The sequence below is a fragment of the Marinobacter vulgaris genome (assembly GCF_003344045.1).
Lineage (GTDB): Bacteria > Pseudomonadota > Gammaproteobacteria > Pseudomonadales > Oleiphilaceae > Marinobacter > Marinobacter vulgaris.
In genome coordinates this window covers 530,410-556,399 of record NZ_QFWX01000001.1, presented here as the reverse complement: position 1 = coordinate 556,399, position 25,990 = coordinate 530,410, and the positions used below count along the sequence as shown (strand labels likewise).

Here is a 25,990-nt window from a genome sequence, read left to right as displayed (position 1 = left end):
AGGACTGCTCAGAGCAGGGCTCTGACCAATAACCGCTTTTGGTTTGTCAGTCGCTTTCTTTTTCCTTTGCCTCCGTACCGGACTTTTCCACAGACGGCAGCACGAGTACCGGACACGGGGCATTAACCGACACATACTCCACCGTCGCCCTGCGTATATGCCAGCGCCCGCTGCTACCCCGTGATACCAGCATGACCAGATCAGCACAGAGTTGCCCGGCCAGAGCGACCAGCTTTTCACCGGCGTTCCCGGCCATCACGTGTAAATTGGCGCTGCGGTTCAGAGGGAGGTATTTTCGCACAAGCAGATCCAGCACCCCCCTGACCTCGGCTTCTTTCTGTTCCGGCGCCTCCTCGGTTACATGGGGGAAAAACCCGCCACTGCCCGGGCTATAGGCGCTGGCAAGATGAAGCTCACCGTCCTCATCCAGCAGATCCATAGCGGCCTCAAGGGCACGCTTGCCCTCCCCATCGTCGTTTGGGTCAATGGCGATCAACAGTTTGTGATACATGCCCGCTCTCCTGTCTGTTTGTGCTGGTGGCTTCCACTTCCGGGAAGGCCCGCCCCTGGACCAGTTCGTTCACGCTGTAACCGCGGTAGTCAGCCCGCAGGGCCCTGAACAGCGCGACTGCCATGAAAATCAGCAGAATGCAGAAGGGCAGGCCCAGTGACGTAATCACGTTCTGAAGGGCATCCAGCCCGCCGGCCAACAAAAGCGTTGCGGCAATTATACCCTGCGCCACTGCCCAGAAAATCCTCTGGCGTACCAGAGACGGCTGGTCGTCCCGGCGCGTCAGCATGTCGATCACAAGGGAAGCGGAATCCGATGACGTGGTAAAGAAAATCACGATAATGATCACACTCAGGGCCGATGCCACGTCTGCAAGGGGGAAGGCCTGCAGGAACGCGAAGATCGCTACGGAAGGATCCTGCTGCACTTGCTCTGCCAGTGCGATCTGGCCGTTCATCTCCACCTGGATCGCGGATAATCCGAAGATGCCGAACCACACCAGCGTGAAAGCGGTCGGGGCAAAAAGCACACCGGCGACAAACTCGCGGATGGTGCGCCCACGGGAGATCCGCGCGATGAAAATCCCCACATAGGGCGCCCAGGAAATGGTCCAGGCCCAGTAGAACAGGGTCCACTGGCGCTGCCAGTCGGTTTCCTTGAAGGTCTCGGTCCAGAAGGCAAGCCAGGGCAATGCGTCGAAATAATCACCCACACTCTGAACCATGCCCTCGGCTATAAACACGGTCGGCCCCACGGCGAGCACAAACCCGAGCAGGACTATGGCCAGCACAATGTTAAGCTGGGACAGCCGCCTCACTCCCTTGTCGAGTCCCAGGGCCACCGAGGTAGCAGCAATGCTGGTAATGGTGGCAATCAGGATAACCTGAACCAGCCCTGTCGATGGAGTGCCGAACAGGTAATTGAGACCACTGTTCAGCTGCAGCGTTCCCAGTCCCAGCGACGTTGCCACACCAAACAGGGTACCGAGGACCGCAATCACGTCCACCGCCCAGCCCCACGGCCCGAAAGCCTTCTGGCCAAGAATCGGGTAGAACAGGCTGCTGATGCGCATGGGCAGGTTGTGCCGGTAGGCAAAGTAGCCGATCGCCAGCCCCGGCATGGCAAAGATGGTCCAGGTGTGCAGACCGAAGTGATAGAGCGCGACGGTCATGGCATCACCGGCGGCCCTTTCCGAGCCCGGTTGCACACCCTCAAAAGGCGGATTGGCAAAGTGGGATACCGGCTCTGCCACACCCCAGAACATGAGTATGGTGCCGATGCCGGCAGCGAAGAGCATGGTGAACCAGGTCAGGTTGGAGTAATCGGGCCGGCTATCATCGGCTCCCAGACGGATATTGCCGTAGCGGCTCACGGCCAGCCCCAGCAGAAACACCAGTAAAGAGGTTACCGCGAGGATGTAGAACCAGCCCAGGTTACGGGCCACCCAGCCGGTAAGCAGCCCGAAACTGTCAGCTACGACCTGGTCAAAAGGAACCGCCAGGGCGACAAACAGAGCAGCCACCCCGGCAGAGGTGAAAAACACCCCGGGTATTGTCTGCAGCCCCAATCGGCGTTGCAGGCGTTCCAGCACATCAGCCTCCGTTTGTTCCGGAAAGATCCACGAAAGGCCTTACGCTACCACAGACGCCACCCGGTTGAGAGGCACAGAGATCAATTCCGGTTCTGTTGGCGTTGGTGCTCCAGCATCTGCTCCATCATCATCTGCATCTGGTTCATGCGATTTTCCATCATCTGCAGACGCTGCTCGCTGTCCATACCAGCACCACCGGCACGATTGCCCTGGCCATTGCCAGACTGCTTCTTGCCCTGGCCCTGATTATTCATCATGCCCTGGCCGTTATTCATCATGCCTTGGCCGTTATTCATCATGCCTTGGCCGTTGTTCATCATGCCTTGGCCATTGCCCATCATGCCCTGGCCCATCATGCCACCACGCATCATGCCCATGTGGTCCTGCATGGATTCCATATGCTTTTCCCGAATCTGCTGGCGCTCTTCGGCCGATTCGGCATTACGCATTTCCTGCATCATGCCCTGCATTCGGGCCATGTTTTCCTGCATTTGCTGCATTTGTTCCTGGTTCATCATGCCCCCGCGGGGCATTTGCTCGGAATTGCCCTGTGCAAACGTCAAAACAGGTGCAGCCACCAGAACGGAACACGCGATTAAACGACTAAATCTGTTCATAAGAGTCTCCTTTAAAGTACTTTTTCCTGCATCATATCCAGTAAAGACCATGAAACTGAATTGAGACTGAAAATTGAGCTTAAACGGAGATTACATCGAAAAATATTGACCTGAATCAGGAGTAAAGCAAGGGCTAAGACGGGAACGCGCACTCCCCATGCAACCGGCAGATCACAGCAGGAAGACCCCGAAGCGTTTCATAGTCGCGGCCAAAGCAGCAAAGCACACAATTGTAATAATCGCGCTCGCGACAAGAGACACCCAGAAACCGAACCGTGGCAAAAGCATGGGAAACATAAGAAACATCGGTAATGTCGGCAGCACGTACCAGAAGGTATACCAGGCGTGGTTACTGATCTTTTCCTCTGGCTGCTGCTCCAGATAAAGCCAGATCATTGCCAGAACCGTCACCATCGGCAAAGCGGCTATCAGTGCACCCAGCTTGTCACTTCGCTTGGCGACTTCAGAAATCAGTACCACCAGCGCAGCGGTGATGGCGTATTTGGTGATGAGCCATGCCATTATCATGCCCTCCCTACAGCCTCGGCTGGGTCTGATAAGCACCCGGACCGTCAACGGTACCCTGCCCGGGAACATTTTCCACATTTAATTTCGATACCGCCCTAAAGCAAGGTATCGTCTTCGACCATCTGATTTAGCTGCGCTGCGGCTTTTCGACAGGACAATGGGAACCATTATGTTGTCAGCTTTCCTCAACGGCCATTGCCACGGGCACACTTCCTCCGGCAGATACCGTTACATCCGGATTTTCCTGGCCCTAGTATTGCTCGGTATGGGCACCGAGGTGCTGGCCCATGCCGTTGCCCAGGGTGACAAGGGATACATCCAGGAAATAACCGGCGTAAATCTCATTGCCTTCATGTACCTCGGGGCCAAACACATGGTCACCGGCTATGATCATCTGCTGTTCCTTCTGGGGATCGTGTTTTTCCTCTACCGGATGCAGCACATCGCGATCTACGTCAGCCTGTTTGCGCTCGGCCACTCCACTACCATGCTCCTGGGCGTGTACTTCAACATCGGCATCAACAGCTACATTATCGACGCGATTATAGGCCTGTCCGTCGTCTACAAGGCGCTGGATAATCTGGGTGCGTACCAGCGCTGGTTCGGCTTTCAGCCCAACACCAAGGCCGCCACACTGATCTTCGGTTTCTTCCATGGCTTTGGCCTGTCTTCAAAAATCATCGAGTACAACATTTCCCCGGATGGACTGGTACCGAACCTGCTCGCGTTCAATGTGGGCGTGGAGGTTGGCCAGCTAATTGCCCTGGCCATGATCCTGATTGTCATGAGCTTCTGGCGCAAGACCGATGGTTTTTTCCGTCATGCCTACACCGCCAACGTCGCCATGATGAGCGCAGGGTTCCTGCTCATTGGTTATCAGCTCACCGGCTACTTCACTGCTTGATTCTGGAGACCGCTCATGTACAACACCGATATGCCTTCCCGTAACGAGCTGCCGAGTTCAGCCCAGCTGATTCGCTCCACTATTATTGCGGTCATTGTCGCTCTGGTACTACTTGTTACCGTGGTGATGCCGGCCGAGTACGCCCTTGACCCCACAGGTGCGGGTCGCCTGCTTGGTTTGACGGAAATGGGTGAAATCAAGGAACAGCTGGCCCGGGAAGCAGCGGCTGATGAGGCCGCGCAAATGGTGCCGGTGCAAGCTGCCAGCGTGGAGAGCGCACCGGAAGCTGGCGACTCTGTCCCGGAGAATCCTGCGCCCGCTGCACCCGAGGTTCAGCCAACGGAGGCAGAGCCTGTTCTTCAAGCGGTGGCTGAACCAGAATGGAAGGACGAAGTAAGCTTTGTCCTGTCCCCTGGTGAAGGCACCGAGTTCAAACTCACCATGGAGGAAGGCGCAGTTGCGAACTTTTCCTGGGTATCTGAGGGCGGGCCTGTCAACTTCGACACCCACGGCGACGGGAGCGGCCAATCCATTTCCTATGAGAAAGGCCGTGGTATTCCCGAGGATGAAGGCGCCCTGGAAGCTGCCTTTACCGGCAATCACGGCTGGTTCTTTCGGAACCGGAACAGTAACGACGTCACCCTGGTGCTTCGCACTCGTGGTGAGTATGGTGAACTGAAAAAGATGCTCTGATCAGACCGGAGTCGGTAAACAGCCAATATCAACGCGGCGAATCGGGCACTTGCCGTCTCGGTTTCAAGGCCAATCACCCCGCGCATAATTGATGATGTTACCGACTCTCGACCCTACACAAGGAAAAACTGGGCCGCCAGGCCGATGATAAGCGTAGCCGCAAATGCCGTTATCACCACGACGCCGTGCCATGGGTCGGTTGCAACGGATGCCGACTCCCCTGACCTGTACATCGGTACGATGATGCGCAGATACACCGCAAGCGACAGCACGCTGTTGATGATTGCCACGACAGCCAGCCAGGTAAACTGAACATCGATGGCAGCGGCAAAAAGCATGAATTTACCGACAAAGCCTGCCAGTGGCGGAATGCCGACCAGGGACAGCAGGAAAATCACCATTGCAATACCCAGCATCGGCCGTGTGCGCCCCAGCCCGTCAAAGTCGTTCAGAGTGCGCCCGGTGGTGGCCGCAATGGCGAAAGCGCCCAGATTCATGGCCGCATAGGCGGCGGCGAACAGAATGATTGATGGTAAGGCAAGCTCACTGGAGCCCACCGCCAGGATGCCCAGGAGGAAATAGCCGGACTGGGCAATCGACGAATAGGCCAGCAGCCGGATAACGTTATCCTGCACCAGTGCAGCAAGATAGCCGTAGGTCATGCTTAGCACTGCCAGGCCCGCCATGACCGCAGTCCAGCCAGTTTCCGGTGGCAGGTAACGAACCACCTGAGTGAGCGCAAACAGAGCGCCAATCTTGGGTACGACGGACAGGTAGGCGGCAATCGACAGCGGGGCACCCTCGTAGGCGTCGGGTGCCCAGAAGTGGAACGGAACCAGCGATGCCTTGTAGCCCAGACCCACAACCACGGCCACGAACCCGAGAATAACGGCCAGCGGCATCGTGTCCATGCCCGGCAGATCGGCGATCAGCGTAGAGCCGGAGGCACCAAACCAGTAGCTCAGGCCGAAAATCATGATGGCAGTGGTGACTGAAGCGAACACAAAGAATTTCATGGCCGCTTCGGTCGCCGGGTCAGTATCCGGGTAGGCAACCAGGGCAAAGGTCGCCAGGCCGGTCAGCAACGTACCCAGCACCAGAAACATGGTGTCCCCTGCCCCCGCCAGCACCAGGGCGCCCAGGGTGGAAAAGATCAGCAGACTGTAGACCGTACCCTCGCGGGCGCTCCCCCGGACATCCGCCCGCGCCAGCAGCATCGAAAGCACGGTAGCTGGCAACAGGATGAGCTTGGCCCAGATGCTTAAGGTGTCGATGCGGAAACTGCCGCCAAATATCGTGGTGTCTGTGCCCACCAGGCGCAAAGTCATCCCCGTGGCGACAACCAGGCCGATGACCGCAACCACCAGCGAAATCCGGGGCCGGCGCAGCATCTCCGCGATAAGGGCACCGACAGCCGTCAACAGGACGGCAATTTCCGGAGCTAATAAGGCGAGATCACGACCCATTACAGCACCAGTGCCGATGTGGTCCGGTGAATGACGTCCAGCACCCAGGACGGCGCCACGCCCGTGGCGACAGTGAGCACCAGCAAGGGCGCGACCGCGAGAATTTCCCGGGGGCTCAGATCCGGCATCTCACTCCAGCGATCCCGGGGCTCACCCATAAAGGTTTCACGCAGAGCCTTGAGAAAGGTTCCGGCGATAATGGCAATACCCAGAATCACGATAACCGCAATGGGAGTGGTGCCCAAAGTCGCGAGGAATATCTGGAACTCAGCCGGGAAGTGCGCCAGGCCCGGCAGGCCCAGCGACGCGAAGGCCGCCAGCACAAAGAACCAGCCAAGCAGCGGAACCGTTTTAAGCAGGCCGCCAAACTCCCCCATTTCGCGGGTACGGGCGCGCTCCTGGATCATGCCCACCAGGAAGAACAGAGCACCGGTAACCAGACCGTGACTGAACATCTGCAGCACCGCGCCGTCCAGAGCGGTGGCACGGACTGCAGGATCCAGCGTTAACGCAGCCGCGGCGACGCCAACGATCACGTAGCCCATGTGGTTGACGGACGTATAGGCCACCAGGCGCTTGAGGTCGGTCTGTGCCAGGGCGGCAAAGGCGCCGTAAATCGCGCTGACGACACCGAAGAACAGGACAACGATTCCAGCCTCGCGGAAAGCGTCAGGCGTCATTTGCAGGGCGAAGCGCACAAGTCCGTAAGTGCCGAATTTCAGCATGATGCCCGCCAGGATGACGCTACCAACGGTCGGTGCCTGCACGTGGGCCGCAGGCAACCAGGTATGCAAGGGTATCGCAGGAATCTTGACGGCGAAGGTAATCAGCATGGCGATCAGCGCCCACATGGCCGCAGCCCCCTCCAGTGGAGGATTGGCAATCCAGGCCCGCATATCGAAGGTGGGATCGGGACTGCCGAGGTAAAGCCCCAGAATCGCGAGTAATAACGGCAGGCTGCCCAGCAGGGTGTAGATAAAGAACATCAGCGCTGCACGCTGCCGCTCCTCATGTCCCCATCCGGCAATCATGAAATACATCGACACCAGGGAAACTTCGAAGAAGACGTAGAACAGGATTCCGTCCAGCGCGGTAAAGGTACCGATCGCCGCGGTCTCCAGAAGCAGGATCAGAGCCACGTAGGCACGCGGGCGATCGCGAAGCGATGACGCGTAGATCAGAGAGACCAGGAAAAGCACAGCACTCAATAACACCAGCGGCAGGCTGATGCCATCAACTCCGACCCGGTAAGCAGCGCCAATGGCCGGCATCCATTCCAGCTCTTCGACCTGGGAAAAGCCCTCACTACTCACCCCCTGCAGCCACATGGCCAGCGCACCGACCAGGGTCAGCGCGGCACTGGTGATCGCAATACCGTGCACCGTCCGCGCGGTCGGCTTCGGCAAACACAGAATCAGCACGGCGCCGACAAGTGGCAAAAACAGGGTCAGGGATACGAGTGGTAGCATGAGTACAGGGTTCCTTTAAAAACTCAGTGAAGCTGAAAACAGGGTGACAACAAAGAGCGCAGCGGTGGCTACCGCGCTGATTGCAAGACTGTGGTGAATCATGCCGCTTTGCAGGGTTCGGGCCCGCCCCCCCAGGGCCCGCACGCCGGCCACCAGGGCGAAGATCAGGCCGTCGATACCGCGCTCATCCCCGCCCCGAACCCAGCGACCCACCACCAGATTGGCGCGGCCGACGCCAAGCACGGCCAGATACAAACGTTGTTCCAGGCGCTGGCCCCCACGGGCAATGGTGAGAGCTGCATGGCCGACGCCAAGCGCGGCCGCGTAAAAATGATCTTCCAGACGGTCACACCCCCGGGCAACAGCCATTGCGGGCCGGCCTACCCAGGCGGTGAGCCCGCCCGCAACCACCAGCCCCGATTCTGCCCATGGATGGGCAGGGCCAAGCAGACGCTGGACCGGCACCAGCCAGCCCAGGGCCAGTCCGGCCAATGCGGCGACCAGCCCGAGCACTATGGCGACGACGCCCGCGGTTTCCGGAGCGGGCAGATCAAGCATTGTTTCCAGGGGACCAAAGGCAAGACCCAGGACAGCGGCGGGGATCGCCAGGCCCCAGATGCCAGCGCGCATCCAGCCAGTACCAGCAACCGCCCGGGTTTCACCTGAGCCCTGCCAGAGCAGGCGTAAAGCCCGGGCCATATAGGCGCCGGTCAGCAGGGTGCCAGCAAGGGCAAAGGGAACGAGCCAGGCAGCGCCCTGCCCCGACAGCGCGGCAGCGATCACCGCATCTTTGGAGAAGAACCCGCTCAGCGGTGGGATTCCGGCCAGTGCCAGCGCGGCCAGTGCAAAACCGGCGAAAGCCCAGGGCCTGGCGCGACCAACGCCTTTCAACTGGTCAAAACCGGTACCCTCGCGGGCATGTTGAAAATCACCGGCAGCAAGAAACAGGGTGCTTTTAATGGCCGCGTGGGCGAGAAGGTGCAACAGCGCGGCCATCGGAACCCCGGCGCCTACTGCAATCAGCATCAGACCATACTGACTGGCCGTGGAAGCCGCCAGCATGCGTTTGAGATCACGCTCGGCAAGCGCAATGACCCCGGCGGCCACCGTGGTGACACCACCAACAAGCCCGACGGCCAACAGCGCCTCAGGCGTCAGCAGCGGGGCCGAGCGGATCAGCAGGATAGCGCCCGCCGCCACCAGCGTGGCCGAGTGCAGCAGCGCCGAGACGGGCGTTGGCCCTGCCATGGCCCGCATCAGCCAGTCCTGCAGAGGAACCTGGGCCGACTTGCCCATCGCCGCCAGCAGTAACAGCAGCCCGGCGGCAGTCGATGCGCTATCGCCAGTTTCCAGAGAGACGGCAATCTCACTGGTACCTACGGACCCAATGAGTATGAATATCGCAACGTAAAGCCCGAGATCCGCGCTGCGGGTATAAAGAAAAGCACGACTGGCTGCGTTCGCAGCTTCGGGCCGCTGAAACCAGAAGCCGATCAACAGGTAACTGCACAGACCGATCAGCTCCCAGGCCGCCAGCAGCAGAACCCAGTCGCCAGCCAGCACCAGCGCCTGCATCGCGGCCAGGAACAGCGACATCATGGCATAGAAGCGTGCCTGGCCGGTCTCCCGCTTCATATAGCCGACCGCATAAATCAGCACGAACGTTGCCACCGTGGCTACCGCCGCACTCAGCAGCGCTGTCATTGGCCCGGCGACCAGGCGCAGTGGCATGTCCGGCAAGCCAGGCAGAAGCAGGGTTTCGGCCTGGCCATCAACGACCCCGGTCAGAAGCCATAGACTTCCTGCCAGGCTGAGCGTTGCGCCAGCCAGGACCAGCGCGGCTCCACCACGGCGCAATACCAACACGGCCAGGGCGGCGATCAGCGGCGGCAGTATTGGCAGGAGCACTGCATTCATCCTTTCAGGTCCTCCGCTTCTTCCATCTCGACCGAGCCCTTGGCCCGGAAGCGGGCAATGGCGACGCCAAAGCCGACCGCCATCTCCAGCGCCATAACCGTCATCACCACCAGCACAAACATCTGGCCGGAGTAGGCTTCGGGATGTAGAAAGCGCCAGAAAGCCACCAGGTTCACCATGGCGCCCGCCAGCATCACCTCCACGCCCATCATGATCATCACCAGATTGGTCTGGGACAGCGCGCCGTAGACACCGATACCAAAGAGGATGGCGCCGGTCAGAAGCGCTACTATCAGAACTACGGTCATTCCGATGCCTCCTTGTTGTCTTTACTAGCCAGGTTTTTCACTGGTATTGCCACCGCCGTGGCCGCGATCATTGCGGTCAGAATAGTGATGCCAGCAGTTTCAAAGATCATCATCGAGCGCCCGAGTAACTCCATGCCCAGCGCCCGTGTCTGCGCTTCCGCGTCCGGCACCTGCTCCGCTACGGGGCCCCAGTCCGACAGTAGCGCAACGGCGATGGCGACAACGGCGGCACTCACCCCGGCGCCGATCGAGAAGCGCTTCTGGTGGCTCATGTCCATACCGCCAAGCCCACCAGGATCCATCATGAACATCACCATGAAGATGGCCATGATGCTCATCTCAGTGGCCATCATCATGATCTGCAGAACACCCAGGAATTCGGTCTGCATCGCCAGAAACATGCAGCCTACGGCAGTCTGCGAAAACAGCAGCGCCAGCGCGGAACGGACCATGGATGACGTGCGAAACACCACCACGCCAAAGCCGATGGCGGCCAGCCCGAAAACGGCAACGAAGAAAGCCTGTGCGTACATCAGGGAACCACCAGAATCAGTAAACCGACGATAATGATATTAACCAGTGCCAGGGGAATACCCAGGATCCAGCACCACCGCATCAGATCTGCTTCGCGGATACGCGGCAGATAGCGACCGACCAGCAGCATCGACACCGCCACGGCCAGGGTCTTCACCAGACTCCAGGCCCAGGGTGGAAACAGCGGCCCATGCCAGCCTCCGAGGTAGAACACTGTAGTTGCTGAAGCCAGGGTAACCACCAGCGTCAGCCGGGCCAGGCGCAACACTGCCAGGCGCACGCCTGTGTACTCGGCGTCCACACCACCGCCAAGATCTCCCTCTGCAGTGGGCAGATCGAATGGCGCGCGGAACGCCAGTGCCATGGCCGCAATGAAAAACAGAACGAAACCCAAGGGCTGGTAGACGATGTTCCAGAGGCCCGCCTGGGAGCTCACGATCGCGGTGTTCACCAGGGACTCGGCGCGCATGGCCACGGCCGTGATCGGCATGACAATAAGCATGGAATAGGCAATAAGCTGGCCCAGAAAGCGCCAGCCGCCGATCATTGCGTAGGCGCCATCCGGCCCCCAGCCCGCCATGATCACCGCGACCAGCACATAGGCCAGGGCCGCGTTAATGAACAGCGCACCGGTGCCAAGGTCCGCGATGATCAGGTCCGGTGCCAGCGGCAGAACCGCCATGCCAAGCACCGCTACCACCAATAGCAGCACCGGCGCCGCCTCGAAAAAGACCCGGTCCGGCGAGCGCGGCACAATGGATTCACGCCCCAGGTGAGCCAGGCCGCTGTATAGTGGTGCGGCCGGACTCAGACGGCCAGTTGTCATCCAGCCTTCGATCACGGCGAGCAGCCAGGCGCTGCCAAGCAATGCCAGCAGAACGATGGCGACGGTCACGAGATCACCTCCCAGGGCGAAAGATCCAGTGACCCGACTGCCAGCAGCGCATCGCCCAGTTCCTGGCCTTCGACAAGCTTCGGCACCAGGTCAATATGATGGCTGCAGGCGGTGTCCAGCTTGTAGGATTTCACCTTTCCATGCTCCAGTTTCAGACTTAACCGGGCTTCGCCGCGGGGCGTATCAACGGTTGCCTTACCGGTTCCTGACGCATTGCCGATGTCGCGAAGAACCGGCAGCTCCGGTTCCTCTCCCGACTTTAGAAGTTCAAGGCTGGCCGCAATTTCGTCCAGACGTTGCCACAGCCGAGCCCAGGCATCTCCGCCGTCTTCCGCAGCCCGCGCTACTGGGCCGCGCAGGTCAGAAGAGTCGACCGGCAGTACGCCAATACCCTTAAGCCGCGATTTGAGCAAAGGCGTTCGCTCAAGACGGGTTCCCAACGTGCGCAGTTCTGGTTCCAGCTCAGCAATCCTGTCCCGGCCCGCGTCTCTGACTTTGAGCTGCAGAGTTGAAGCCCGCTGCGTCAGCCAGGCGAAGCCGAGCTGACGCCCTGACTGGGCCAGCCAGCCAAGATGACTGGCGATGCGCTCGCGCTCAAGGGCGCTATTACGGGCCTGAGTCGTCGCCTGATCGTCACTCAGCCCAGCCGCTTGCTCGATTGCAAGGCAGGCCAGCAGACGGTAGCTCACCGGCGCCAGCGGTATGGCCGAGGCCAGATGCTCGATGAAGGTATCGGCATCCATCTCCTCGCTTTCCTGGCTCCCTTCGCTCTCTTGACTCTCTTCACTCCCTTCACCTTCGGTGGCCATACCCACCAGGGAGGTCGCCTGTCCTTCGGTTACGCCGTCGCCGTCCAGCGTCAGCGTCAACTTCAGGCCACCGGGCAAGCCTGGGAAGACCGGACCGAAAGGCACCTCAAGCCAGTCCATCTGCAGGCCATCGGCGCTGCGTGGCAGATCCTTGGTGACTTCGATCATGGACATGAATCCCGAGGCGCCATGATCGTGGCCACCGTGATCGTGTTCTTCATGATCATGCCCACTATGATCGTGTTCGCCGTGATCATGCCCGGAATGTTCATGTTCTGAATGGTCGTCAGATTCGCCATGTTGATGTTTGTGATCATGATGGTGCTGATGATCATGGTGATGTTCATGATCATGGTGGCTCTGCTGCTCCTGATCATGGTAGTGCTCGTGCTCGTGGCGATGGTGTTCGTGATCATGGTGGTGTTCATGGTCGGGCGTCGATTCACCGGCTTCCCGGGCTACCAGGTCCATGCCACATTTAGGGCAGCTGCCCGGCTCGTCTTCGACAACTTCCGGATGCATGGGGCAGACATACTCGATCCTGGCGTGCAGAACCGATGAATCGAACTCCTCCGGCGAGTCCACAAAGGCACCGTCGGCAAATGCGCGCTCTAGCCTACCTACCGCTTCGGTAAGCTGATCCTGGGAGAGACCTGAGGAAATATCGGCGCCAGGTAAAGTCGACGGTGTCTGACCGCCTACCAAGAGAATGGCTCGCGGCCTGGGCATCTGCGCGTAGAGCACCGCCACGGCATCGCACATTTTTTCCGAGATGTCGCCGACGATCATCAGCACGCTGGCATCGCGCGGCGTGGTGCTGATGCGCAAGCCTGCAGCCCTTATATCCAGACCATGCGCCAGTGCCACTTCCGGACCGGGAACGATCAGACAGCTCAAATTACGGGCCAGTGCCCGGGAGACCAGCTTCTGCAGTAATGAGGGCCGTTTCTGCCGTGCACCTGTTGAGTTTATTGTTAGATCAGAACTCATTGCCGCCTGAAAGCCCCCTGACTCCATCCGTAGAGCAGGCCGAGAAAGAGAATGGCCAGAAACACGCCCATATCAAGCAAGGCAACCATACCCACCTCCTTGTACACAACTGCCCACGGGTACATGAACGCCATCTCCATATCGAAAGCCAGAAACAGCAACGCGTAACCGTAGTACCGGGCATGATAGCGCCCCCATACCGGATCCCGCGACAACACTCCGGAACTCGCCGGCACATCTTTGCCTGGCTCCCTCTGCGCCGGGCCCATGATGCGCGCAAGGCCGTACAGGCTCAGCACCACACCAACTGTGCCCAGCGCCATGCCCAGTAACAGAAGGTATTGTTGCGTACCACTCATGGTTTCTCCCGCTAACCTCGTCTTGTGGTGCGTCCGTATCAGATCGCCTGAACAACCTCAGAAAGCGAATCCCTGACTTTGCCGGCAACCTGCTTGAGCTCGTCGTTATCAATGGCGGACATGGAAACCACCGGGTCTATCGCGCTGACCTCTACGCCCTCTGAAACCTCACGAAGGATGACGTTGCAGGGCAGCATGGCCCCCACACGAGGCTCGATACCGATGGCTTCCCAGGCCATAGCAGGGTTACAGGCCCCGAGGATGAGATACTCAGGCATATCCTTGTCCAGCTTCTTCTTCATGGTGGCCTTGACGTCAATTTCTGTCAGCACACCGAAGCCGTGGTTGGCGAGAGCCTCACGGGCTCTCTTGTCCACCTCTTGGAAACTTTCATTCTGGATGATTCGACTGATTGTGTATGACATGGCTATCTCCAATGAGTCGCCGCGATGGCCACACAGGCCACCATCGGCAATTTAGTGTTCAGACATCCTGTTCTTTGTTCTTGTCTGCCGGCCAATCCGCAAATGCGAGGAAGTAAAGCAGGATGAGGTTAATCACAGGGAACAGTATCAGCACCCCCATCCAGCCGGGGTATCCCGTCCGCTGGCATATACGGCAGGCCGGGATGACAACGATGATGGCAATCACCAGCATCCACAGCCAGTGGCCTGCCCACATGGTGTTACCAAACATGTTGTGTTCCATCATTATAGAAACCTCCGTTCAGCTCACTTGTCTCAGTGGTGATGGTGGTCGTGGGCGCCTTTTGGTGGCTCAACCCCGCCGGTTCTCTTCAGAAAGACCTGCTCTGCGACCGCGAGCAGATCGAGTGCGATGGCTGAAGCCGGCACCCAGACGTTAGCCTTTATATCCTTTCGCAAATAACGCAGCACGCCCCAGTGAATGGAAACATCCGTGATCAGGTAGAATACGATTCCCAATGCTGCAATTCGGGACAGATCAAAGAAGGCCGTCAATATCACCCCCAGTACAACAGTGTAGACCAGCGTGTGTTTCTGGATGCTACCTGGCATGCCAAAGTGCCTGTGGGGTAACAGTATCATTTCAGAGAGCATTGCCAGCATGCGCGATATCGCGAAAGATTGCTGGCGACAGCAAAACCGACCAGTGTGTAGATCACGACACAGGCGGCACTGGAAATACCAATGGCGCGCCCGTCATTGCGGTATCAGAAGGAGAGTCTGGCGCCTACGACAGCAAACCAGTCTTCCGTGCTGCCGCCCGAATCCCGGGCGAGGTCGGCGGTGTCTCCGTACTTACGCTCGTGAACCACGCCCACATAGGGTGAGAAGGAGCGGCCGATCACGTCGTAACTCAGCCTCAGGCCCACTTCGGTGGAATTGAGCCCCTGGCCAACGCCTATCTCCGTGTCCTCGGAAAACGCCAGCAGGCTTTCAAACGTTGCCGACAGGATCCAGTAATTGGTGATCAGCAATTCATACTCGGCCTCGAAATCGGCCGAGGCATCGCCTTCGTCGCTGACGTAGAGATTGGTGTCTATTTCGAACCAGTAGGGAGCCAGGCCGGTCAGGCCGAGCACACCATATACCCGATCCGGGCCTTCCGGGGTGTCGACGCGGATACCGGCCTTGGCGTCCCAGAAGTCATCGACCGGAACCTGGGCAACGAACTGGTTTTCCAGAGTTTCCCAGGCGTTGTGGGCTTCTTCCCATTCGCCTTCGAAGAGCCAGCGGAACTTGAGTTCATCGGTGCCGTAATACGCATCCCCCTCAATAACCGCCAGCTCCTCGTCAGAATCACTGTACCGGTACTCAAGCTTTTCGGTAGACACACCCCAGAAGGTCTTGGCGGTCTGGGTCTTCTTGGCAGGATCTTCCTGGGCCATGGCCGGGTTGATCAATGCGGCCGAGGTCAGGGCCAGGCCACACATGGATGCCGTTAATCGACTCATGACTCACCTCCCGGCGTCCCGTTCTGCTTGCCTTCGGCAACGGTGCTGTCCGGGCCACCCTCAACCACAATCTTGCGGAACATGCCCGAGGCGGCGTGGTAGGACAGGTGACAGTGGAAGGCCCACTCACCCGGCGCATCCACCTCGGTTTCCATATAAACAGTGGTGGCAGGTGCCACGCTGATAACGTGTTTCAGGGGGTTCCACTTGCCCTCACCCACATCAAGGATCGACCACATACCATGCAGGTGCATCGGATGAGTCATCATGGTCTCGTTGACGAATTTGAAGCGGACGCGCTCGCCGTACTGGAGCACGATTGGATCGGCGTCCTCATATTTGATGCCGTTGATGCTCCACTCGTAGCGCTCCATGTTGCCGGTAAGGCGAAGTTCAATTTCGCGGGTTGCCTCGCGGTGCTCGTACAGCGGGTTCTGGGCCTTAAGGTCCGCGTAGGACAGGAATTTCCCGCCATTGCTGGCAGTGGGCACCAGTCCGCTGCCTTTGGCATAGAAGGGATCTTCCGGCATGCTTGCCCCATCACCCTCATCCATACTGCCATGGCCCATGGCGCTGTGATCCATGCCGGCCATGTCATCACCGCCTGTGTCATCACGATTCATGTCAGCCATGTCATCACTGCTCATGTCTCCGTGATCCATGCCGCCGTGGTCCATGTGCCCGGCCATATCAGCCATGGTCAGCAGCGGGGCTTCTCGCAGCTCTGGTACTTCCGCCGTCATACCCTCTTCCGGCGCCAGGGTGCCCCGGGCATAGCCGGAGCGGCCCATGGATTCGGCGAAGATGGTGTAGGCCTTTTCGTCCTTGATGCGAACGATCACATCGTAGGTTTCCGCCACGCCGATGCGGAATTCATCCACATTGACCGGCTGAACATTGTTGCCATCGGCCTGAACAACGGTCATTTCCAGCCCGGGAATGCGAACATCGAAATAGGTCATGGCAGAGGAGTTGATAAAGCGCAGGCGAATGCGCTCGCCCGGTTCGAACAGCCCGGTCCAGTTCTGCTCCGGGCCCTTGCCGTTGATCAGCCCGGTGAAGCCCTGCACGTCCTCGATATCCGCTTTCATCATGCGCATATCGCCCCACATCATCCGGTCCTGCAGCGCCGCCATGAAACCTTTCTCGCCAGACTCGGCAAAGAAGTCGCCCACGGTCTGCTGCTGACGGTTGTAATAATCGGCGGACATTTTCAGGTTACGCATGATGCGATCACCGGAATGGGGGTGCTTGTCAGTAAGCTGCACCACGTATTCCCGGTCATAGCGGAAGGGTTCGCGGCCCTCTGGCTCGATCACAATAGCGCCATAGGCGCCGTTGGGTTCCTGGAAACCGGAATGGCTGTGAAACCAGTAGGTGCCGGCCTGAACAATCGGGAACTGATAGGTAAAGGTTTCCCCAGGCTTGATGCCGGGAAAACTGATGCCCGGCACGCCATCCTGCTCGAAAGGCAGAATCAGGCCGTGCCAGTGGATGGACGTCATCTCATCCAGGTTGTTGGTAACATTGATGGTGACTTCTTCCCCTTCCTTGAACCGCAATATTGGTCCCGGGGATGCGCCGTTGTAACCGATGCCTTCCTTGACGAAATCGCCGGTGTCGATCTGGACCCGGTCAACAGAAATGTCGTATTCAGCGGCGGTGACCGCCATGGAGACAAGACCACCGAAAAGGGCAGCCAGCATTCGCTTTTTCATGGCATAAACCTGCTTATTCAAAATCAATATCGCCGTACATGCCGGCCTGGTAATGGCCCGGCACGTTGCAGGCAAACTCGAGGTCGGTGGCTTCGGCAAACGTCCAGATAATCTCTCTGGTTTCACCCGGCTCCATCAACACGCTGTTGGGGTCGTCGTGTTTCATGGAATGGCCGTTGCCCATGTCCATTTCCATCATCTCGCGATCAATGTGATCACCCTTGAGCACTCCGTGCTCCACCATCATCTGCATTTCTTCCTGATGGGCCTCGTGCATCTCTGCAGTACCGATGTTGAACTCGTGCACCAGGGCACCCTCGTTGCTGACGCGGAAACGAATGGTTTCCCCGGGCTTCACAGAGATGGACTCGGGCTCGTAGTAATTGTCCATCATGGTCACGTCGATGGTGCGCGATACGTTTTCCGCCTTTCCAGGCTCGCCCACCGAATCACTGCCATGATGCCCGCCGTGTTCACCAGCAGCGTAGGTACCAGACGAGATTGCCAGTAACATGGCGGGCAACAGAGCATTCTTGAGGATCTGATTCATCGATTTCTCCCGGAACTGGATTTTGGCTATTCGGTTTTAAACCATACTCTGCCCCAGGAACCTGAATCCTTGCTGAATTTTCCGATGAACAATTTTCAGGTTACATTCAGCAAAGGGCCCTAAACTGCAACTGACTCCAAAACGCAGGTACACCCATGCGATTGCTTCTGGTAGAAGACGACACCCTCATTGCCGAAAGCCTGAACCGGCAACTGACCGCCGCCGGTTTTACCGTCGATGAGGCCGGTACCGCCAGACAGGCGGAGAATCTTGGCAAACAGGAAGACTACCGGGTAGTGGTGCTGGACCTGGGGCTGCCCGACGGCAACGGTCTGGATGTGCTCAAGAACTGGCGGGCCGACAAACTGGCCATGCCCGTACTGATCCTGACCGCCCGCGGCGACTGGCAGGACAAGGTGAACGGTCTCAAGGCGGGAGCAGACGATTACCTGGCAAAGCCTTTCCAGACCGAAGAACTGCTGGCCCGACTGAACGCGCTGATTCGCCGTAGTGAAGGCCGGGTTGAGGCAAAACTGGCCACCGGTGGCTTCGAACTGGACGAACACCGCCAGTGCCTGCAAACACCCGACGGCCAGGAACACTCCCTGACAGGTACCGAGTTTCGTCTGCTGCGATGCCTGATGAGCCGCCCGGGCCAGGTGTTCTCGAAGGAGCAGCTGCTCGAGCAGCTCTACAACCTCAGCGACAGCCCCAGCGACAACACCATTGAAGCCTATGTGCGCAGACTGCGAAAAATTACCGGGGCCGAAGCCATCATGACCCGTCGCGGCCAGGGGTATATCTTCAATGCATTGGATTGACCCCCGGCGCTCCATCCGCAAAAGCCTGCTCACCTATCTGCTTCCAGCAGCCATTGCGTTGATGACTGCCGCCTGGGTCGTTCATGGCCTGTTACTGGAACGTATGGCCCAGGGATTCGTGGAGGACCGTCTGCAGGATGAAGTGGCTTTCCTTGAGCACCAGTTGCGGCAGTCGGGACCGGAGGAAATCCGCGACATTGCAGAGGGTGATTACTTTGAGAAAGTCTTTCACCACGCCTTTGCCCTGCGCACAGGCAACCAGGTTCACAGCTCGCCGGCGCAATGGTCTGCCGCTCTTGAGCCCCTGCTGAATGCTGCAGACACAGGCTTTGTGCGCATATCAGAGCCCGCAGCCGATGCTTCGCGAGCCGATTTCCTGGCATACCGCAAGGCTTTGACCCTGAACGGTGAAACTGTGGTGATCGTGGTGGCCGAGGACCTGAGCCACCTGCAGCAAAGCCAGCAGGAATTGCATCTCTGGACCGCGGTCGTCTCTGCCATTCTTCTGGTACTGCTGATACTGGCAATCTGGCTGGCCATCCGGCTGTCTCTGGGCTCCGTCAACCGTATCAAGCAAGGCCTGACGTCCCTGCAGAGCGGTGCCAGCAATCGACTGGACGTGGAGGCCCCCACAGAGTTCCAGCCTCTGATCGGCCAGCTCAACCAGCTTCTGGACACCCTTGACCAGAGGCTTTCCCGGTCCCGGGATGCCCTGGCCAATCTTTCCCATAGCGTGAAGACGCCGGTGTCTGCCATTCGCCAGGTGCTTGAAGATGACACCCGCGTGCTGGATCAGGAGCTGCGGCAACAACTGGCCCAACGGCTTTCTGACATTGACCGCCAGCTGGAGAGCGAAATGCGCCGCAGCCGGTTCGCCGGCCCCCAGGCGGGCAAGGCCGCCAAACCCGTCAGCCAGGCCCGGGACCTGTTATGGATGCTGGGCCGACTGTACCCCGACAAGAACTTCGAACTGGAAACCGAACTGGGCCCGGAAACCTCCTGGCCAATTGAAGAACATGATCTGAATGAGATTCTCGGCAATCTGGTCGATAATGCCGGTAAGTGGTCCGCGACCGGTGCCGAGTTGTCACTGACTGAATCCGCAGGTGAACTGGTCATCACAGTGGAGGACGACGGGCCCGGTGTCAGCGCCGATGCCCTTCCAACACTGGGGAACCGCGGCGTGCGCCTGGACGAGCAAACTCCCGGGCACGGGCTCGGACTGGCCATCGTCAGGGAAATAACCGATCGCTATGGCGGCAGCCTGTTATTCAGTATCGGAACACGGGGCGGGCTCAGGGCGAGCGTCTCCTTGCCCAAAGCAAGAACAGCAGGGGTCACCCATCATGAAAATCGGTGAGATCTCCAAGGCAACCGGCATACCGGTAGAGACCATTCGTTACTACGAGAAAATCGGGCTGGTACCCGAGCCAGCGAGGGAGGCCAGTGGCTACCGGAACTACCGGCAAAGCCATCTCCAGCGGCTGTTGTTCATCAGGCGCTGCCGCAATCTGGACATGGCCCAGGATGAAATCCGTGAACTGATCCGCCTGGCGGATCAACCGGACGCAGACTGCAGCGAAGTCGATGCGCTGCTTGCACGTCACCTCAGCCACGTACGCGAGCGCCTGCGTGAGCTGGCGAGTCTGGAAAGCACCCTGGAACAGCTTCAGCAGGCCTGCTCCGAAGGGCGCACCGTCAGCGAGTGCGGCATTCTCGGCGGATTAACCTCGGAGCCCTCTGCGAACACGCCCGCCGGCAACAGCAGTCACATTCCGGGCACCCATGGAACGCGCTGAACGCGCCCTCCGCCCATAGTGTTGACTCTGTAGCAGCTACAGGGTTTTTAATGAATACAGTCCGACAACAGGAGGTATTCATGGCGTGTAGCTGCTCCGCTCCCGAACCCAAATCCCCCGCACCCGGCTTTCGCAAGGCCTTGTGGATTGCCCTTTGGGTCAATCTGGCCATGTTTCTGGTAGAAGGTTATGCCAGTCTCCAGTCCGGCTCTGTATCCCTCATGGCAGACGCCATCGACTTCTTCGGTGACAGTGCCAACTATCTGCTGTCGCTGTCGGTACTCTCAATGGGGATGATATGGCGCGGCCGGGCTGCCATGGTGAAAGGCATAACCATGGCGGTATTCGGCTTCGCCGTCATGGGCCGCGCCATCTGGGTGTTGCAGAGTGGCATTACCCCGGAACCATTGACGATGGGAGCAGTCGGTTTGTTGGCCCTGGCCGCCAACGCGGGTGTTGCCATCATGCTGTTCAAGTTCCGGGAGGGCGATTCCGACATGCGCTCGGTGTGGCTTTGTAGCCGCAACGACGCCATCGGCAATATCGCGGTGATGGTGGCGGCCCTGGGTGTCTTCGGAACGGGCACCGCCTGGCCCGACCTCATTGTTGCCGCAATCATGGGAACCCTCGCCATCACCGCCGGCATCAGTGTCGTACGCCATGCGCGCAACGATATTGCCCAGGGAAAAACAGCTGAAGCCATTCATACCGGCTGAGCGGGGTCAATGCGGCAGGGATTTTTCGCAGCCGCGCACTGTGCACTGCCTTCGTTCGAGTGCTAAGGTTATTTCTCACAGAGTAATCGCATTGCGAACTACCAGTCAGAACAGGCCAAGGAGTTATCAAATGAGCACAACGAAGAAAACCGCAGCCAGCGATAAACAGCCGTTTCTTTCCGACATCAAGAATATAAGGGAACGCGCCCGCGCAAACATGCGCGACGGTGCAATCACCGACGGCTATAAAGCCGACCGCGAAACCGTGATCAAAATTCTCAACGAAGCCCTCGCCACCGAAATTGTCTGCGTGCTGCGTTACAAGCACCACTACTACGCCGCTGACGGGCTCAATGCAGAAGCTGTGGCACAGGAATTTCTGGAGCACGCCCAGCAGGAACAGGAGCACGCCGATCAGATTGCCGAGCGCATTGCCCAGCTGGGCGGCAAGCCAAACTTCTCGCCAGACAGCCTGTCCACGCGCAGCCATTCGGAATACATTGAAGGCGATACGCTCAAAGAGATGATTGAAGAAGACCTGGTAGCGGAGAGGATCGCCATTGACAGCTATCGCGAGATTATCCAGTACCTGGGAGACGACGATCCGACCACACGTCGGTTAATGGAAGAGATTCTCGCAGTCGAAGAAGAGCACGCCGACGACATGGCCGGCCTGCTGCAGGATTACGCCTGAATACCTGCCTACCCGAATACCCAGGCGATCATTACCGGAATAAACGCCAGCGCAAACAGGGTGCTCAGTAACGTGGTACCCGCCGCCTGGCGTGGAGAGGCATCCAGCAGGGTCGCAATGACCACGGTATTGGCCGCAATCGGCGTAATGGAAATCAGGAAAATGGCCTGGTGCACAGCCAGGTCGTAGACACCGAACCAGTTTGCATCCAGCCACCAGAAAGCCATCGCAAGCAGCGGCCATGAAACAAATTTGCCGAAAAAAGCCAGCGCGGTGAATGAGGGGTTACCGGCCAGACCGCGGAAGCTGAGGATGCCCATTCCAATAATCATCATACCCAGAATGCTGTAGGCCCCCTTCAGATTATCGAAAAGGGGCACGAACACCTCCGGTATGGAAAAGCCGGCAAGATTCAGAACCACCGCAACCAGAAACGCATAAACCGAAGGCAGCTTCGCCACCCGCGCCAGCGCATCACCGATGCTGTATTTCCCTCTCGCCGCCAGATAAAACCCCACCGAGTTTTCAAACAGCGTGGTCCCGAGCATGCAGACAATATAGAGCGCCAGCCCCTCCTGACCGAACAGCAACAGTGCAACGGGAATACCGAAATAGCCGGTGTTGCCGGTACCAACCGATAACGGAATGATCGATGCACTGCCATCGGACAACCAGCGCCTGGCCAGGGCCATGTGCACAAGCGCCATCAAGGTGCAGAAAGCGAAAACCAGCCCCGGCAGCATTATTACTTCCAGGCTCAGCGGTGCAGCCATAACGCCGGAAAACACCACCGACGGTGTCACGATGTACAGCATGATGCCGGCAATGTGCTTGCCGCTGGCCTCGAGATAACGGCCGGCAATCCAGCCCAAGGCCACCGTTATATAAAGAGGCAGAAGCTTGACGAACAGGGCGAGCGCTGCAGACATGGATTCTCCGGAACCAAACCTTGGAAATGGGGCGGCGATCGCAGTCTATCACTTACCTCCCAAGAGGTAACTCTCCGGCGCAATGGTGAAATATCCCCCCGTGCTTGACTATATTAAATATCATTATGCATACATTTTTATATGCTGGTGGAACAGTCAGGTATTTCACAAAGACCAAGGAGGGGGACCCAGGACCCGGCGCCAAATCAATCTCATGAATCCCGCTAGCCCTCCACGTTAATCGACTCTGTGAAAAAGGCTTAATGATTTAAGTCATTTCAAAAGATTCTTCTCTGATACGATAATTTGCATACAGTTAAAAAAGAGTCAAAGCCATGAATTCGACCTTCAGGCAAGACGTCTCCTCGGCCCCCTGCATGCTGGGCGACACTAACCGGGATATCATCCAGCAAGATGCAGCGCCAGAGTCGACGGCCCTTCTTGACGGCCTGAGCCGTATATTCGGTATTCGTCTTGCGGGGCACGAAAACGATCCGGATGCACGATTTCTGGCAGACCTCGCCCGGTTGTTTCATCCCCGCCGGGTAGATGCCGAAACCGACATGGAGAAACACGACACTCCCTGGGCAAATGTTTATCTGATTCAGTACGGCATCATGCGGCTGTTCCGGGAGGCACCCAGTGGCAAGATCGCGGTGCACCATTTCTTTTCCGAGGGCGATATGATCTGGCCCGTCTTCGGCCGCAGCCGTACTGTGCGAAACACACTCTGTCTAACGAGCGTAACCCCTGTCACTGCCTGGGTAGCTGACTTTTCCGCCTTCCGTTCCGCGATACAGTCTCACGATGACGGGCTCTGGCCCATGTTCGCCCTGGTGCTGACCGAGGAGATGGCGGAGCTGACCAGTATGAGGGAATTCCGGAAACAGACCATGTCCGCGCGAGAGCGATACCTGTTGCTGCTGGAGGAGTACCCGGAGCTGGTCAAACGGGTGCCGGATAACCAGCTGGCTTCCTGGCTGGGAGTGGTGCCCGCAACCTTTTCCCGGCTGAAAACCGGCGCCCTGGCGAGCCGGCCGTAAATTCCGGCGCAAATCAGTAAGCACAAAAAAGGGCAGCAAGCTCTCGCCTGCTGCCCCAAAAAACGCTCAACGCTCAATCAATTCCGCAAATATCAGCCGTGCAGTCTGACGGCAAGCTCTGCCACATGCCTGCCCTGATAGCGGGCTATGTTCAGCTCTTTCTCGCTGGGCTGGCGGGAACCGTCGCCACCAGCAATGGTGGAGGCGCCATACGGGGTACCGCCGTTCATCTCCGACACATCGAAGAAATCCGGGATGCCATATCCAAGCGGTACGATGACCATGCCGTGATGGGCCAGAGTGGTCCAGAACGAGCTGATGGTATGCTCCTGGCCGCCACCGGTTCCGGTGGAGGTAAATACGCTGGCTAACTTGCCGTGGAGCTTGCCCTCCGCCCAGAGGCCACCGGTCTGGTCGAGAAAGGTGCGCATCTGTCCTGACATGTTACCGAACCTTGTCGGAGTGCCAAAGATAACCGCGTCGTAGTCCGACAGCTCTTTCGGATCGGCTACCGGTGCAGCCTGGTCGGATTTGCCACCGGCGCCCAGGAATGCCTGGTCAGACATGGTTTCTGGAACCCGTTTCACGGTGACCTCAGCCCCCGATACGCTCTTTGCGCCCTCGGCAACCGTGCTGGCCATGGTTTCGATATGCCCGTACATGGAGTAATAGAGAACAAGTACCTTTGCCATAGCAGTCTGTAGCCTCTTGCAGTTGATGGATGTTGCAAGCCTACTGCACGGACAGGTATCGAAAAACCGGAAGATTTGATCCGGCTTGTTCAGAATTTCTGATCATTCTCACAACGTTGTCACACTCATATGATTGCGTACACGTGTACGCTCAAGTACCGTAGCACTGTGGCCGATATGGAATCGAGATTGATGAACGCCAAGAACCCTTCCGCGGAATCCCCTCATCACCGCATTGAAGAATGGCTGAACAGTGCTACCCACGGGCTGGGAGCCATTCTCAGCGTAATTGGCACGATCGCTCTGATCGTAGCGGCCGGCCAGTCGGGAGATACCTGGAAGATCGCCAGCTTCAGCATTTTCGGAGCGTCGCTGATACTGCTTTACCTGGCGTCAACGCTTTATCATGGCGCCCGCAATCAGGGACTGCGGGCAGTGTTCAAAACCCTGGATCACTGCGCCATCTTTCTGCTGATCGCCGGAACCTACACACCTTTTCTGCTGGTCAATATGCGAGGCACCACAGGCTGGACACTTTTCGCCATCATCTGGTCCCTGGCCGTTACCGGCGTGGTTCTCAAGATCATTTTCAAAAACCGCTTCAAGCTCGCCCGGGTGGGCATCTATATTGCCATGGGGTGGCTGATTACCTTTGCCTCATCTGACCTGGTGGCCAGCCTGAATGAGACCGCACTTTACCTGACCATCGCCGGCGGCGTGGTTTACACCACCGGCGTGATTTTTTACCTGGCCGACCGCATACCCTATATGCACGCGGTATGGCATCTGTTCGTGATCGGCGGCAGTGCCCTCCACTTCAGCGCCGTCTATTACGGAGTGCTTCCTCACACAGCCTGACTCAGAAGGCCCAGACCGTTGCCATCAGAACGCCCCAGGCCAACACCGATGCTGCCATTATCGTATAGGTGGCGGACATGGCAACCACGTCGTTTTCAGAGCGTTGACAGAGCGACCTGACTCCCCCGTAAATCAGGGCGCATGACAGGAACATACCCACGGCCACGGCAACCACGCACACCGCCAGCGATGGCACCAGCAGTGCAAGAGAAGACAACCACAAAGGTATGGGGGCAACTGCAGCCAACAGATAGGCATCCTGATAGCTGATCTCCATCTTGTTGCCATCAAGAACGGCGCGGATAAGCCAGCCCATGACGAAGAAAGTCAGTAATTCCGCCAGGAACAATATAGTCGTTATAAAGCGCCATTCCTTGTCGGCAAATCCGGACAGAAAGGCATCGCCATAATGAGTGCCCGCGTAATACAGCATCACAGGCGGCAGAAGTGACATAGGTACGACCACCACCCACGCCAGAAAGGGAATCGACAAATTCCGGCGTTTAAGCTCCAGCCATACGCCATTGCCCGAGAACGGTAAATGAAACAACTGGGAGATAGTCATGACGCACCTCTTTGATCAGTTCTTGTACTTCAGTGATAGCCGGGTCAACCTGTATGGTCAATGACCAGTCATGACCTC

Annotated in this window: 29 protein-coding genes and 1 pseudogene; 9 read left to right on the top strand and 21 right to left on the bottom strand. The window is 58.3% G+C overall.

Annotated elements, in window-relative coordinates; all coding sequences use genetic code 11:
• Positions 1 to 46 precede the first annotated feature (46 nt).
• The 4 genes from DIT71_RS02605 to DIT71_RS02590 all read right to left on the bottom strand — a co-directional run bounded on the left by DIT71_RS02605 (position 47) and on the right by DIT71_RS02590 (position 3,241).
• Positions 47 to 511 carry a universal stress protein gene (locus DIT71_RS02605; RefSeq protein ID WP_114611634.1) on the bottom strand — a complete coding sequence of 155 codons (465 nt, stop codon included), beginning with the start codon at positions 509 to 511 and terminating at the stop codon, positions 47 to 49.
• A complete protein-coding gene (locus DIT71_RS02600; RefSeq protein WP_114611633.1) occupies positions 483 to 2,102 on the bottom strand; it encodes a BCCT family transporter in 1,620 nt (539 codons plus the stop codon). The genes DIT71_RS02605 and DIT71_RS02600 overlap by 29 nt, the downstream gene beginning before the upstream one ends.
• An 80-nt stretch (positions 2,103 to 2,182) precedes the next feature.
• Positions 2,183 to 2,719: a hypothetical protein gene (locus tag DIT71_RS02595; RefSeq protein WP_114611632.1), complete on the bottom strand. Its 537-nt coding sequence runs from the start codon at positions 2,717 to 2,719 to the stop codon at positions 2,183 to 2,185.
• A gap of 171 nt (positions 2,720 to 2,890) precedes the next feature.
• Entirely contained in the window at positions 2,891 to 3,241 is a 351-nt protein-coding gene (locus DIT71_RS02590) for a DUF3147 family protein (RefSeq protein WP_114611631.1), read from the bottom strand.
• Positions 3,242 to 3,512: 271 nt separating this feature from the next.
• Between DIT71_RS02590 and DIT71_RS02585 the strand changes: the two genes are divergently transcribed.
• A complete protein-coding gene (locus DIT71_RS02585; protein WP_227537924.1) occupies positions 3,513 to 4,151 on the top strand; it encodes a HupE/UreJ family protein in 639 nt (212 codons plus the stop codon).
• 15 nt (positions 4,152 to 4,166) lie between these two features.
• Entirely contained in the window at positions 4,167 to 4,844 is a 678-nt protein-coding gene (locus DIT71_RS02580) for a hypothetical protein (RefSeq protein WP_114611630.1), read from the top strand.
• A 113-nt stretch (positions 4,845 to 4,957) separates the two neighbouring features.
• Here DIT71_RS02580 and DIT71_RS02575 read toward each other — a convergent pair whose 3' ends face one another.
• The 14 genes and pseudogenes from DIT71_RS02575 to DIT71_RS02505 form a co-directional block, all read right to left on the bottom strand.
• On the bottom strand, positions 4,958 to 6,310 hold the full coding sequence (locus tag DIT71_RS02575; protein WP_114611629.1) for an NADH-quinone oxidoreductase subunit N: 1,353 nt from the start codon (positions 6,308 to 6,310) through the stop codon (positions 4,958 to 4,960).
• Complete coding sequence (locus DIT71_RS02570; protein WP_114611628.1) at positions 6,310 to 7,779, bottom strand: complex I subunit 4 family protein; 1,470 nt, start codon at positions 7,777 to 7,779, stop codon at positions 6,310 to 6,312. The genes DIT71_RS02575 and DIT71_RS02570 overlap by 1 nt, the downstream gene beginning before the upstream one ends.
• Before the next feature lie 15 nt (positions 7,780 to 7,794).
• Positions 7,795 to 9,696 (bottom strand): NADH-quinone oxidoreductase subunit 5 family protein, encoded by a 1,902-nt coding sequence (locus tag DIT71_RS02565; RefSeq protein WP_114611627.1) that lies wholly within the window; start codon positions 9,694 to 9,696, stop codon positions 7,795 to 7,797.
• Entirely contained in the window at positions 9,693 to 10,004 is a 312-nt protein-coding gene (gene nuoK, locus DIT71_RS02560; protein WP_114611626.1) for an NADH-quinone oxidoreductase subunit NuoK, read from the bottom strand. The genes DIT71_RS02565 and nuoK overlap by 4 nt, the downstream gene beginning before the upstream one ends.
• Positions 10,001 to 10,537: an NADH-quinone oxidoreductase subunit J family protein gene (locus DIT71_RS02555; RefSeq protein WP_114611625.1), complete on the bottom strand. Its 537-nt coding sequence runs from the start codon at positions 10,535 to 10,537 to the stop codon at positions 10,001 to 10,003. Before DIT71_RS02555 ends, nuoK begins: the two co-directional genes overlap by 4 nt.
• Positions 10,537 to 11,433 (bottom strand): complex I subunit 1/NuoH family protein, encoded by an 897-nt coding sequence (locus tag DIT71_RS02550; protein WP_114611624.1) that lies wholly within the window; start codon positions 11,431 to 11,433, stop codon positions 10,537 to 10,539. Before DIT71_RS02550 ends, DIT71_RS02555 begins: the two co-directional genes overlap by 1 nt.
• Entirely contained in the window at positions 11,430 to 13,232 is a 1,803-nt protein-coding gene (locus tag DIT71_RS18070) for a heavy metal-binding domain-containing protein (RefSeq protein ID WP_227537908.1), read from the bottom strand. The genes DIT71_RS02550 and DIT71_RS18070 overlap by 4 nt, the downstream gene beginning before the upstream one ends.
• Positions 13,229 to 13,591 (bottom strand): NADH-quinone oxidoreductase subunit A, encoded by a 363-nt coding sequence (locus DIT71_RS02535; protein WP_114611621.1) that lies wholly within the window; start codon positions 13,589 to 13,591, stop codon positions 13,229 to 13,231. The genes DIT71_RS18070 and DIT71_RS02535 overlap by 4 nt, the downstream gene beginning before the upstream one ends.
• 38 nt (positions 13,592 to 13,629) lie before the next feature.
• On the bottom strand, positions 13,630 to 14,016 hold the full coding sequence (locus tag DIT71_RS02530; protein WP_114611620.1) for a DUF302 domain-containing protein: 387 nt from the start codon (positions 14,014 to 14,016) through the stop codon (positions 13,630 to 13,632).
• 58 nt (positions 14,017 to 14,074) lie between these two features.
• Positions 14,075 to 14,302 (bottom strand): DUF805 domain-containing protein, encoded by a 228-nt coding sequence (locus DIT71_RS02525; protein WP_114611619.1) that lies wholly within the window; start codon positions 14,300 to 14,302, stop codon positions 14,075 to 14,077.
• 29 nt (positions 14,303 to 14,331) lie between these two features.
• Positions 14,332 to 14,780 (bottom strand): annotated as a pseudogene (locus DIT71_RS02520) (amino acid permease); the annotation flags it as partial.
• 3 nt (positions 14,781 to 14,783) lie between these two features.
• Positions 14,784 to 15,527: a copper resistance protein B gene (locus DIT71_RS02515; RefSeq protein WP_114611618.1), complete on the bottom strand. Its 744-nt coding sequence runs from the start codon at positions 15,525 to 15,527 to the stop codon at positions 14,784 to 14,786.
• Positions 15,524 to 17,245 (bottom strand): copper resistance system multicopper oxidase, encoded by a 1,722-nt coding sequence (locus tag DIT71_RS02510; protein WP_114611617.1) that lies wholly within the window; start codon positions 17,243 to 17,245, stop codon positions 15,524 to 15,526. The genes DIT71_RS02515 and DIT71_RS02510 overlap by 4 nt, the downstream gene beginning before the upstream one ends.
• Before the next feature lie 13 nt (positions 17,246 to 17,258).
• Complete coding sequence (locus tag DIT71_RS02505; RefSeq protein ID WP_114611616.1) at positions 17,259 to 17,795, bottom strand: cupredoxin domain-containing protein; 537 nt, start codon at positions 17,793 to 17,795, stop codon at positions 17,259 to 17,261.
• 155 nt (positions 17,796 to 17,950) lie between these two features.
• On the opposite strand from DIT71_RS02505, the gene DIT71_RS02500 reads away from it, so the two are divergent.
• The 5 genes from DIT71_RS02500 to DIT71_RS02480 all read left to right on the top strand — a co-directional run bounded on the left by DIT71_RS02500 (position 17,951) and on the right by DIT71_RS02480 (position 21,825).
• Positions 17,951 to 18,616, top strand: a complete 666-nt coding sequence (locus DIT71_RS02500) for a response regulator transcription factor (RefSeq protein WP_114611615.1) — start codon at positions 17,951 to 17,953, stop codon at positions 18,614 to 18,616.
• A complete protein-coding gene (locus tag DIT71_RS02495) occupies positions 18,603 to 19,976 on the top strand; it encodes an ATP-binding protein (protein WP_114611614.1) in 1,374 nt (457 codons plus the stop codon). The genes DIT71_RS02500 and DIT71_RS02495 overlap by 14 nt, the downstream gene beginning before the upstream one ends.
• A complete protein-coding gene (gene cadR, locus DIT71_RS02490; protein ID WP_114611613.1) occupies positions 19,963 to 20,415 on the top strand; it encodes a Cd(II)/Pb(II)-responsive transcriptional regulator in 453 nt (150 codons plus the stop codon). The genes DIT71_RS02495 and cadR overlap by 14 nt, the downstream gene beginning before the upstream one ends.
• Before the next feature lie 80 nt (positions 20,416 to 20,495).
• The gene (locus DIT71_RS02485) at positions 20,496 to 21,131 is read left to right on the top strand and encodes a cation diffusion facilitator family transporter (protein ID WP_114611612.1); all 636 of its coding nucleotides are present in this window, start codon (positions 20,496 to 20,498) and stop codon (positions 21,129 to 21,131) included.
• Between the two features lie 130 nt (positions 21,132 to 21,261).
• Positions 21,262 to 21,825, top strand: coding sequence for a ferritin-like domain-containing protein (locus DIT71_RS02480; RefSeq protein WP_114611611.1), 564 nt, complete (start codon positions 21,262 to 21,264; stop codon positions 21,823 to 21,825).
• 8 nt (positions 21,826 to 21,833) lie between these two features.
• Here DIT71_RS02480 and DIT71_RS02475 read toward each other — a convergent pair whose 3' ends face one another.
• Positions 21,834 to 22,754, bottom strand: coding sequence for an AEC family transporter (locus tag DIT71_RS02475; RefSeq protein WP_114611610.1), 921 nt, complete (start codon positions 22,752 to 22,754; stop codon positions 21,834 to 21,836).
• Between the two features lie 335 nt (positions 22,755 to 23,089).
• Between DIT71_RS02475 and DIT71_RS02470 the strand changes: the two genes are divergently transcribed.
• Entirely contained in the window at positions 23,090 to 23,797 is a 708-nt protein-coding gene (locus DIT71_RS02470; RefSeq protein WP_114611609.1) for a Crp/Fnr family transcriptional regulator, read from the top strand.
• Positions 23,798 to 23,889: 92 nt separating this feature from the next.
• On the opposite strand, the gene wrbA is transcribed toward DIT71_RS02470, so the two are convergent.
• Positions 23,890 to 24,489 carry an NAD(P)H:quinone oxidoreductase gene (wrbA, locus tag DIT71_RS02465; RefSeq protein ID WP_114611608.1) on the bottom strand — a complete coding sequence of 200 codons (600 nt, stop codon included), beginning with the start codon at positions 24,487 to 24,489 and terminating at the stop codon, positions 23,890 to 23,892.
• Between the two features lie 192 nt (positions 24,490 to 24,681).
• Between wrbA and trhA the strand changes: the two genes are divergently transcribed.
• Entirely contained in the window at positions 24,682 to 25,347 is a 666-nt protein-coding gene (trhA, locus tag DIT71_RS02460) for a PAQR family membrane homeostasis protein TrhA (RefSeq protein WP_114611607.1), read from the top strand.
• Position 25,348: 1 nt separating this feature from the next.
• Here the strand turns inward: trhA and DIT71_RS02455 are convergent, their stop codons facing one another.
• Positions 25,349 to 25,912, bottom strand: coding sequence for a Yip1 family protein (locus tag DIT71_RS02455; protein ID WP_114611606.1), 564 nt, complete (start codon positions 25,910 to 25,912; stop codon positions 25,349 to 25,351).
• Positions 25,913 to 25,990 lie beyond the last annotated feature (78 nt).

What these genes read in the sequence shown, in the direction of transcription:
- DIT71_RS02605 (WP_114611634.1), bottom strand. Translation starts at nt 511, where the DNA reads ATGTATCACAAACTGTTGATCGCCATTGACCCAAACGACGATGGGGAG.
- DIT71_RS02595 (WP_114611632.1), bottom strand. Translation starts at nt 2,719, where the DNA reads ATGAACAGATTTAGTCGTTTAATCGCGTGTTCCGTTCTGGTGGCTGCA.
- DIT71_RS02590 (WP_114611631.1), bottom strand. Translation starts at nt 3,241, where the DNA reads ATGGCATGGCTCATCACCAAATACGCCATCACCGCTGCGCTGGTGGTA.
- DIT71_RS02585 (WP_227537924.1), top strand. Translation starts at nt 3,513, where the DNA reads ATGGGCACCGAGGTGCTGGCCCATGCCGTTGCCCAGGGTGACAAGGGA.
- DIT71_RS02580 (WP_114611630.1), top strand. Translation starts at nt 4,167, where the DNA reads ATGTACAACACCGATATGCCTTCCCGTAACGAGCTGCCGAGTTCAGCC.
- DIT71_RS02575 (WP_114611629.1), bottom strand. Translation starts at nt 6,310, where the DNA reads ATGGGTCGTGATCTCGCCTTATTAGCTCCGGAAATTGCCGTCCTGTTG.
- DIT71_RS02570 (WP_114611628.1), bottom strand. Translation starts at nt 7,779, where the DNA reads ATGCTACCACTCGTATCCCTGACCCTGTTTTTGCCACTTGTCGGCGCC.
- DIT71_RS02565 (WP_114611627.1), bottom strand. Translation starts at nt 9,696, where the DNA reads ATGAATGCAGTGCTCCTGCCAATACTGCCGCCGCTGATCGCCGCCCTG.
- nuoK (WP_114611626.1), bottom strand. Translation starts at nt 10,004, where the DNA reads ATGACCGTAGTTCTGATAGTAGCGCTTCTGACCGGCGCCATCCTCTTT.
- DIT71_RS02555 (WP_114611625.1), bottom strand. Translation starts at nt 10,537, where the DNA reads ATGTACGCACAGGCTTTCTTCGTTGCCGTTTTCGGGCTGGCCGCCATC.
- DIT71_RS18070 (WP_227537908.1), bottom strand. Translation starts at nt 13,232, where the DNA reads ATGAGTTCTGATCTAACAATAAACTCAACAGGTGCACGGCAGAAACGG.
- DIT71_RS02535 (WP_114611621.1), bottom strand. Translation starts at nt 13,591, where the DNA reads ATGAGTGGTACGCAACAATACCTTCTGTTACTGGGCATGGCGCTGGGC.
- DIT71_RS02530 (WP_114611620.1), bottom strand. Translation starts at nt 14,016, where the DNA reads ATGTCATACACAATCAGTCGAATCATCCAGAATGAAAGTTTCCAAGAG.
- DIT71_RS02525 (WP_114611619.1), bottom strand. Translation starts at nt 14,302, where the DNA reads ATGATGGAACACAACATGTTTGGTAACACCATGTGGGCAGGCCACTGG.
- DIT71_RS02515 (WP_114611618.1), bottom strand. Translation starts at nt 15,527, where the DNA reads ATGAGTCGATTAACGGCATCCATGTGTGGCCTGGCCCTGACCTCGGCC.
- DIT71_RS02510 (WP_114611617.1), bottom strand. Translation starts at nt 17,245, where the DNA reads ATGAAAAAGCGAATGCTGGCTGCCCTTTTCGGTGGTCTTGTCTCCATG.
- DIT71_RS02505 (WP_114611616.1), bottom strand. Translation starts at nt 17,795, where the DNA reads ATGAATCAGATCCTCAAGAATGCTCTGTTGCCCGCCATGTTACTGGCA.
- DIT71_RS02500 (WP_114611615.1), top strand. Translation starts at nt 17,951, where the DNA reads ATGCGATTGCTTCTGGTAGAAGACGACACCCTCATTGCCGAAAGCCTG.
- DIT71_RS02495 (WP_114611614.1), top strand. Translation starts at nt 18,603, where the DNA reads ATGCATTGGATTGACCCCCGGCGCTCCATCCGCAAAAGCCTGCTCACC.
- cadR (WP_114611613.1), top strand. Translation starts at nt 19,963, where the DNA reads ATGAAAATCGGTGAGATCTCCAAGGCAACCGGCATACCGGTAGAGACC.
- DIT71_RS02485 (WP_114611612.1), top strand. Translation starts at nt 20,496, where the DNA reads ATGGCGTGTAGCTGCTCCGCTCCCGAACCCAAATCCCCCGCACCCGGC.
- DIT71_RS02480 (WP_114611611.1), top strand. Translation starts at nt 21,262, where the DNA reads ATGAGCACAACGAAGAAAACCGCAGCCAGCGATAAACAGCCGTTTCTT.
- DIT71_RS02475 (WP_114611610.1), bottom strand. Translation starts at nt 22,754, where the DNA reads ATGTCTGCAGCGCTCGCCCTGTTCGTCAAGCTTCTGCCTCTTTATATA.
- DIT71_RS02470 (WP_114611609.1), top strand. Translation starts at nt 23,090, where the DNA reads ATGAATTCGACCTTCAGGCAAGACGTCTCCTCGGCCCCCTGCATGCTG.
- wrbA (WP_114611608.1), bottom strand. Translation starts at nt 24,489, where the DNA reads ATGGCAAAGGTACTTGTTCTCTATTACTCCATGTACGGGCATATCGAA.
- trhA (WP_114611607.1), top strand. Translation starts at nt 24,682, where the DNA reads ATGAACGCCAAGAACCCTTCCGCGGAATCCCCTCATCACCGCATTGAA.
- DIT71_RS02455 (WP_114611606.1), bottom strand. Translation starts at nt 25,912, where the DNA reads ATGACTATCTCCCAGTTGTTTCATTTACCGTTCTCGGGCAATGGCGTA.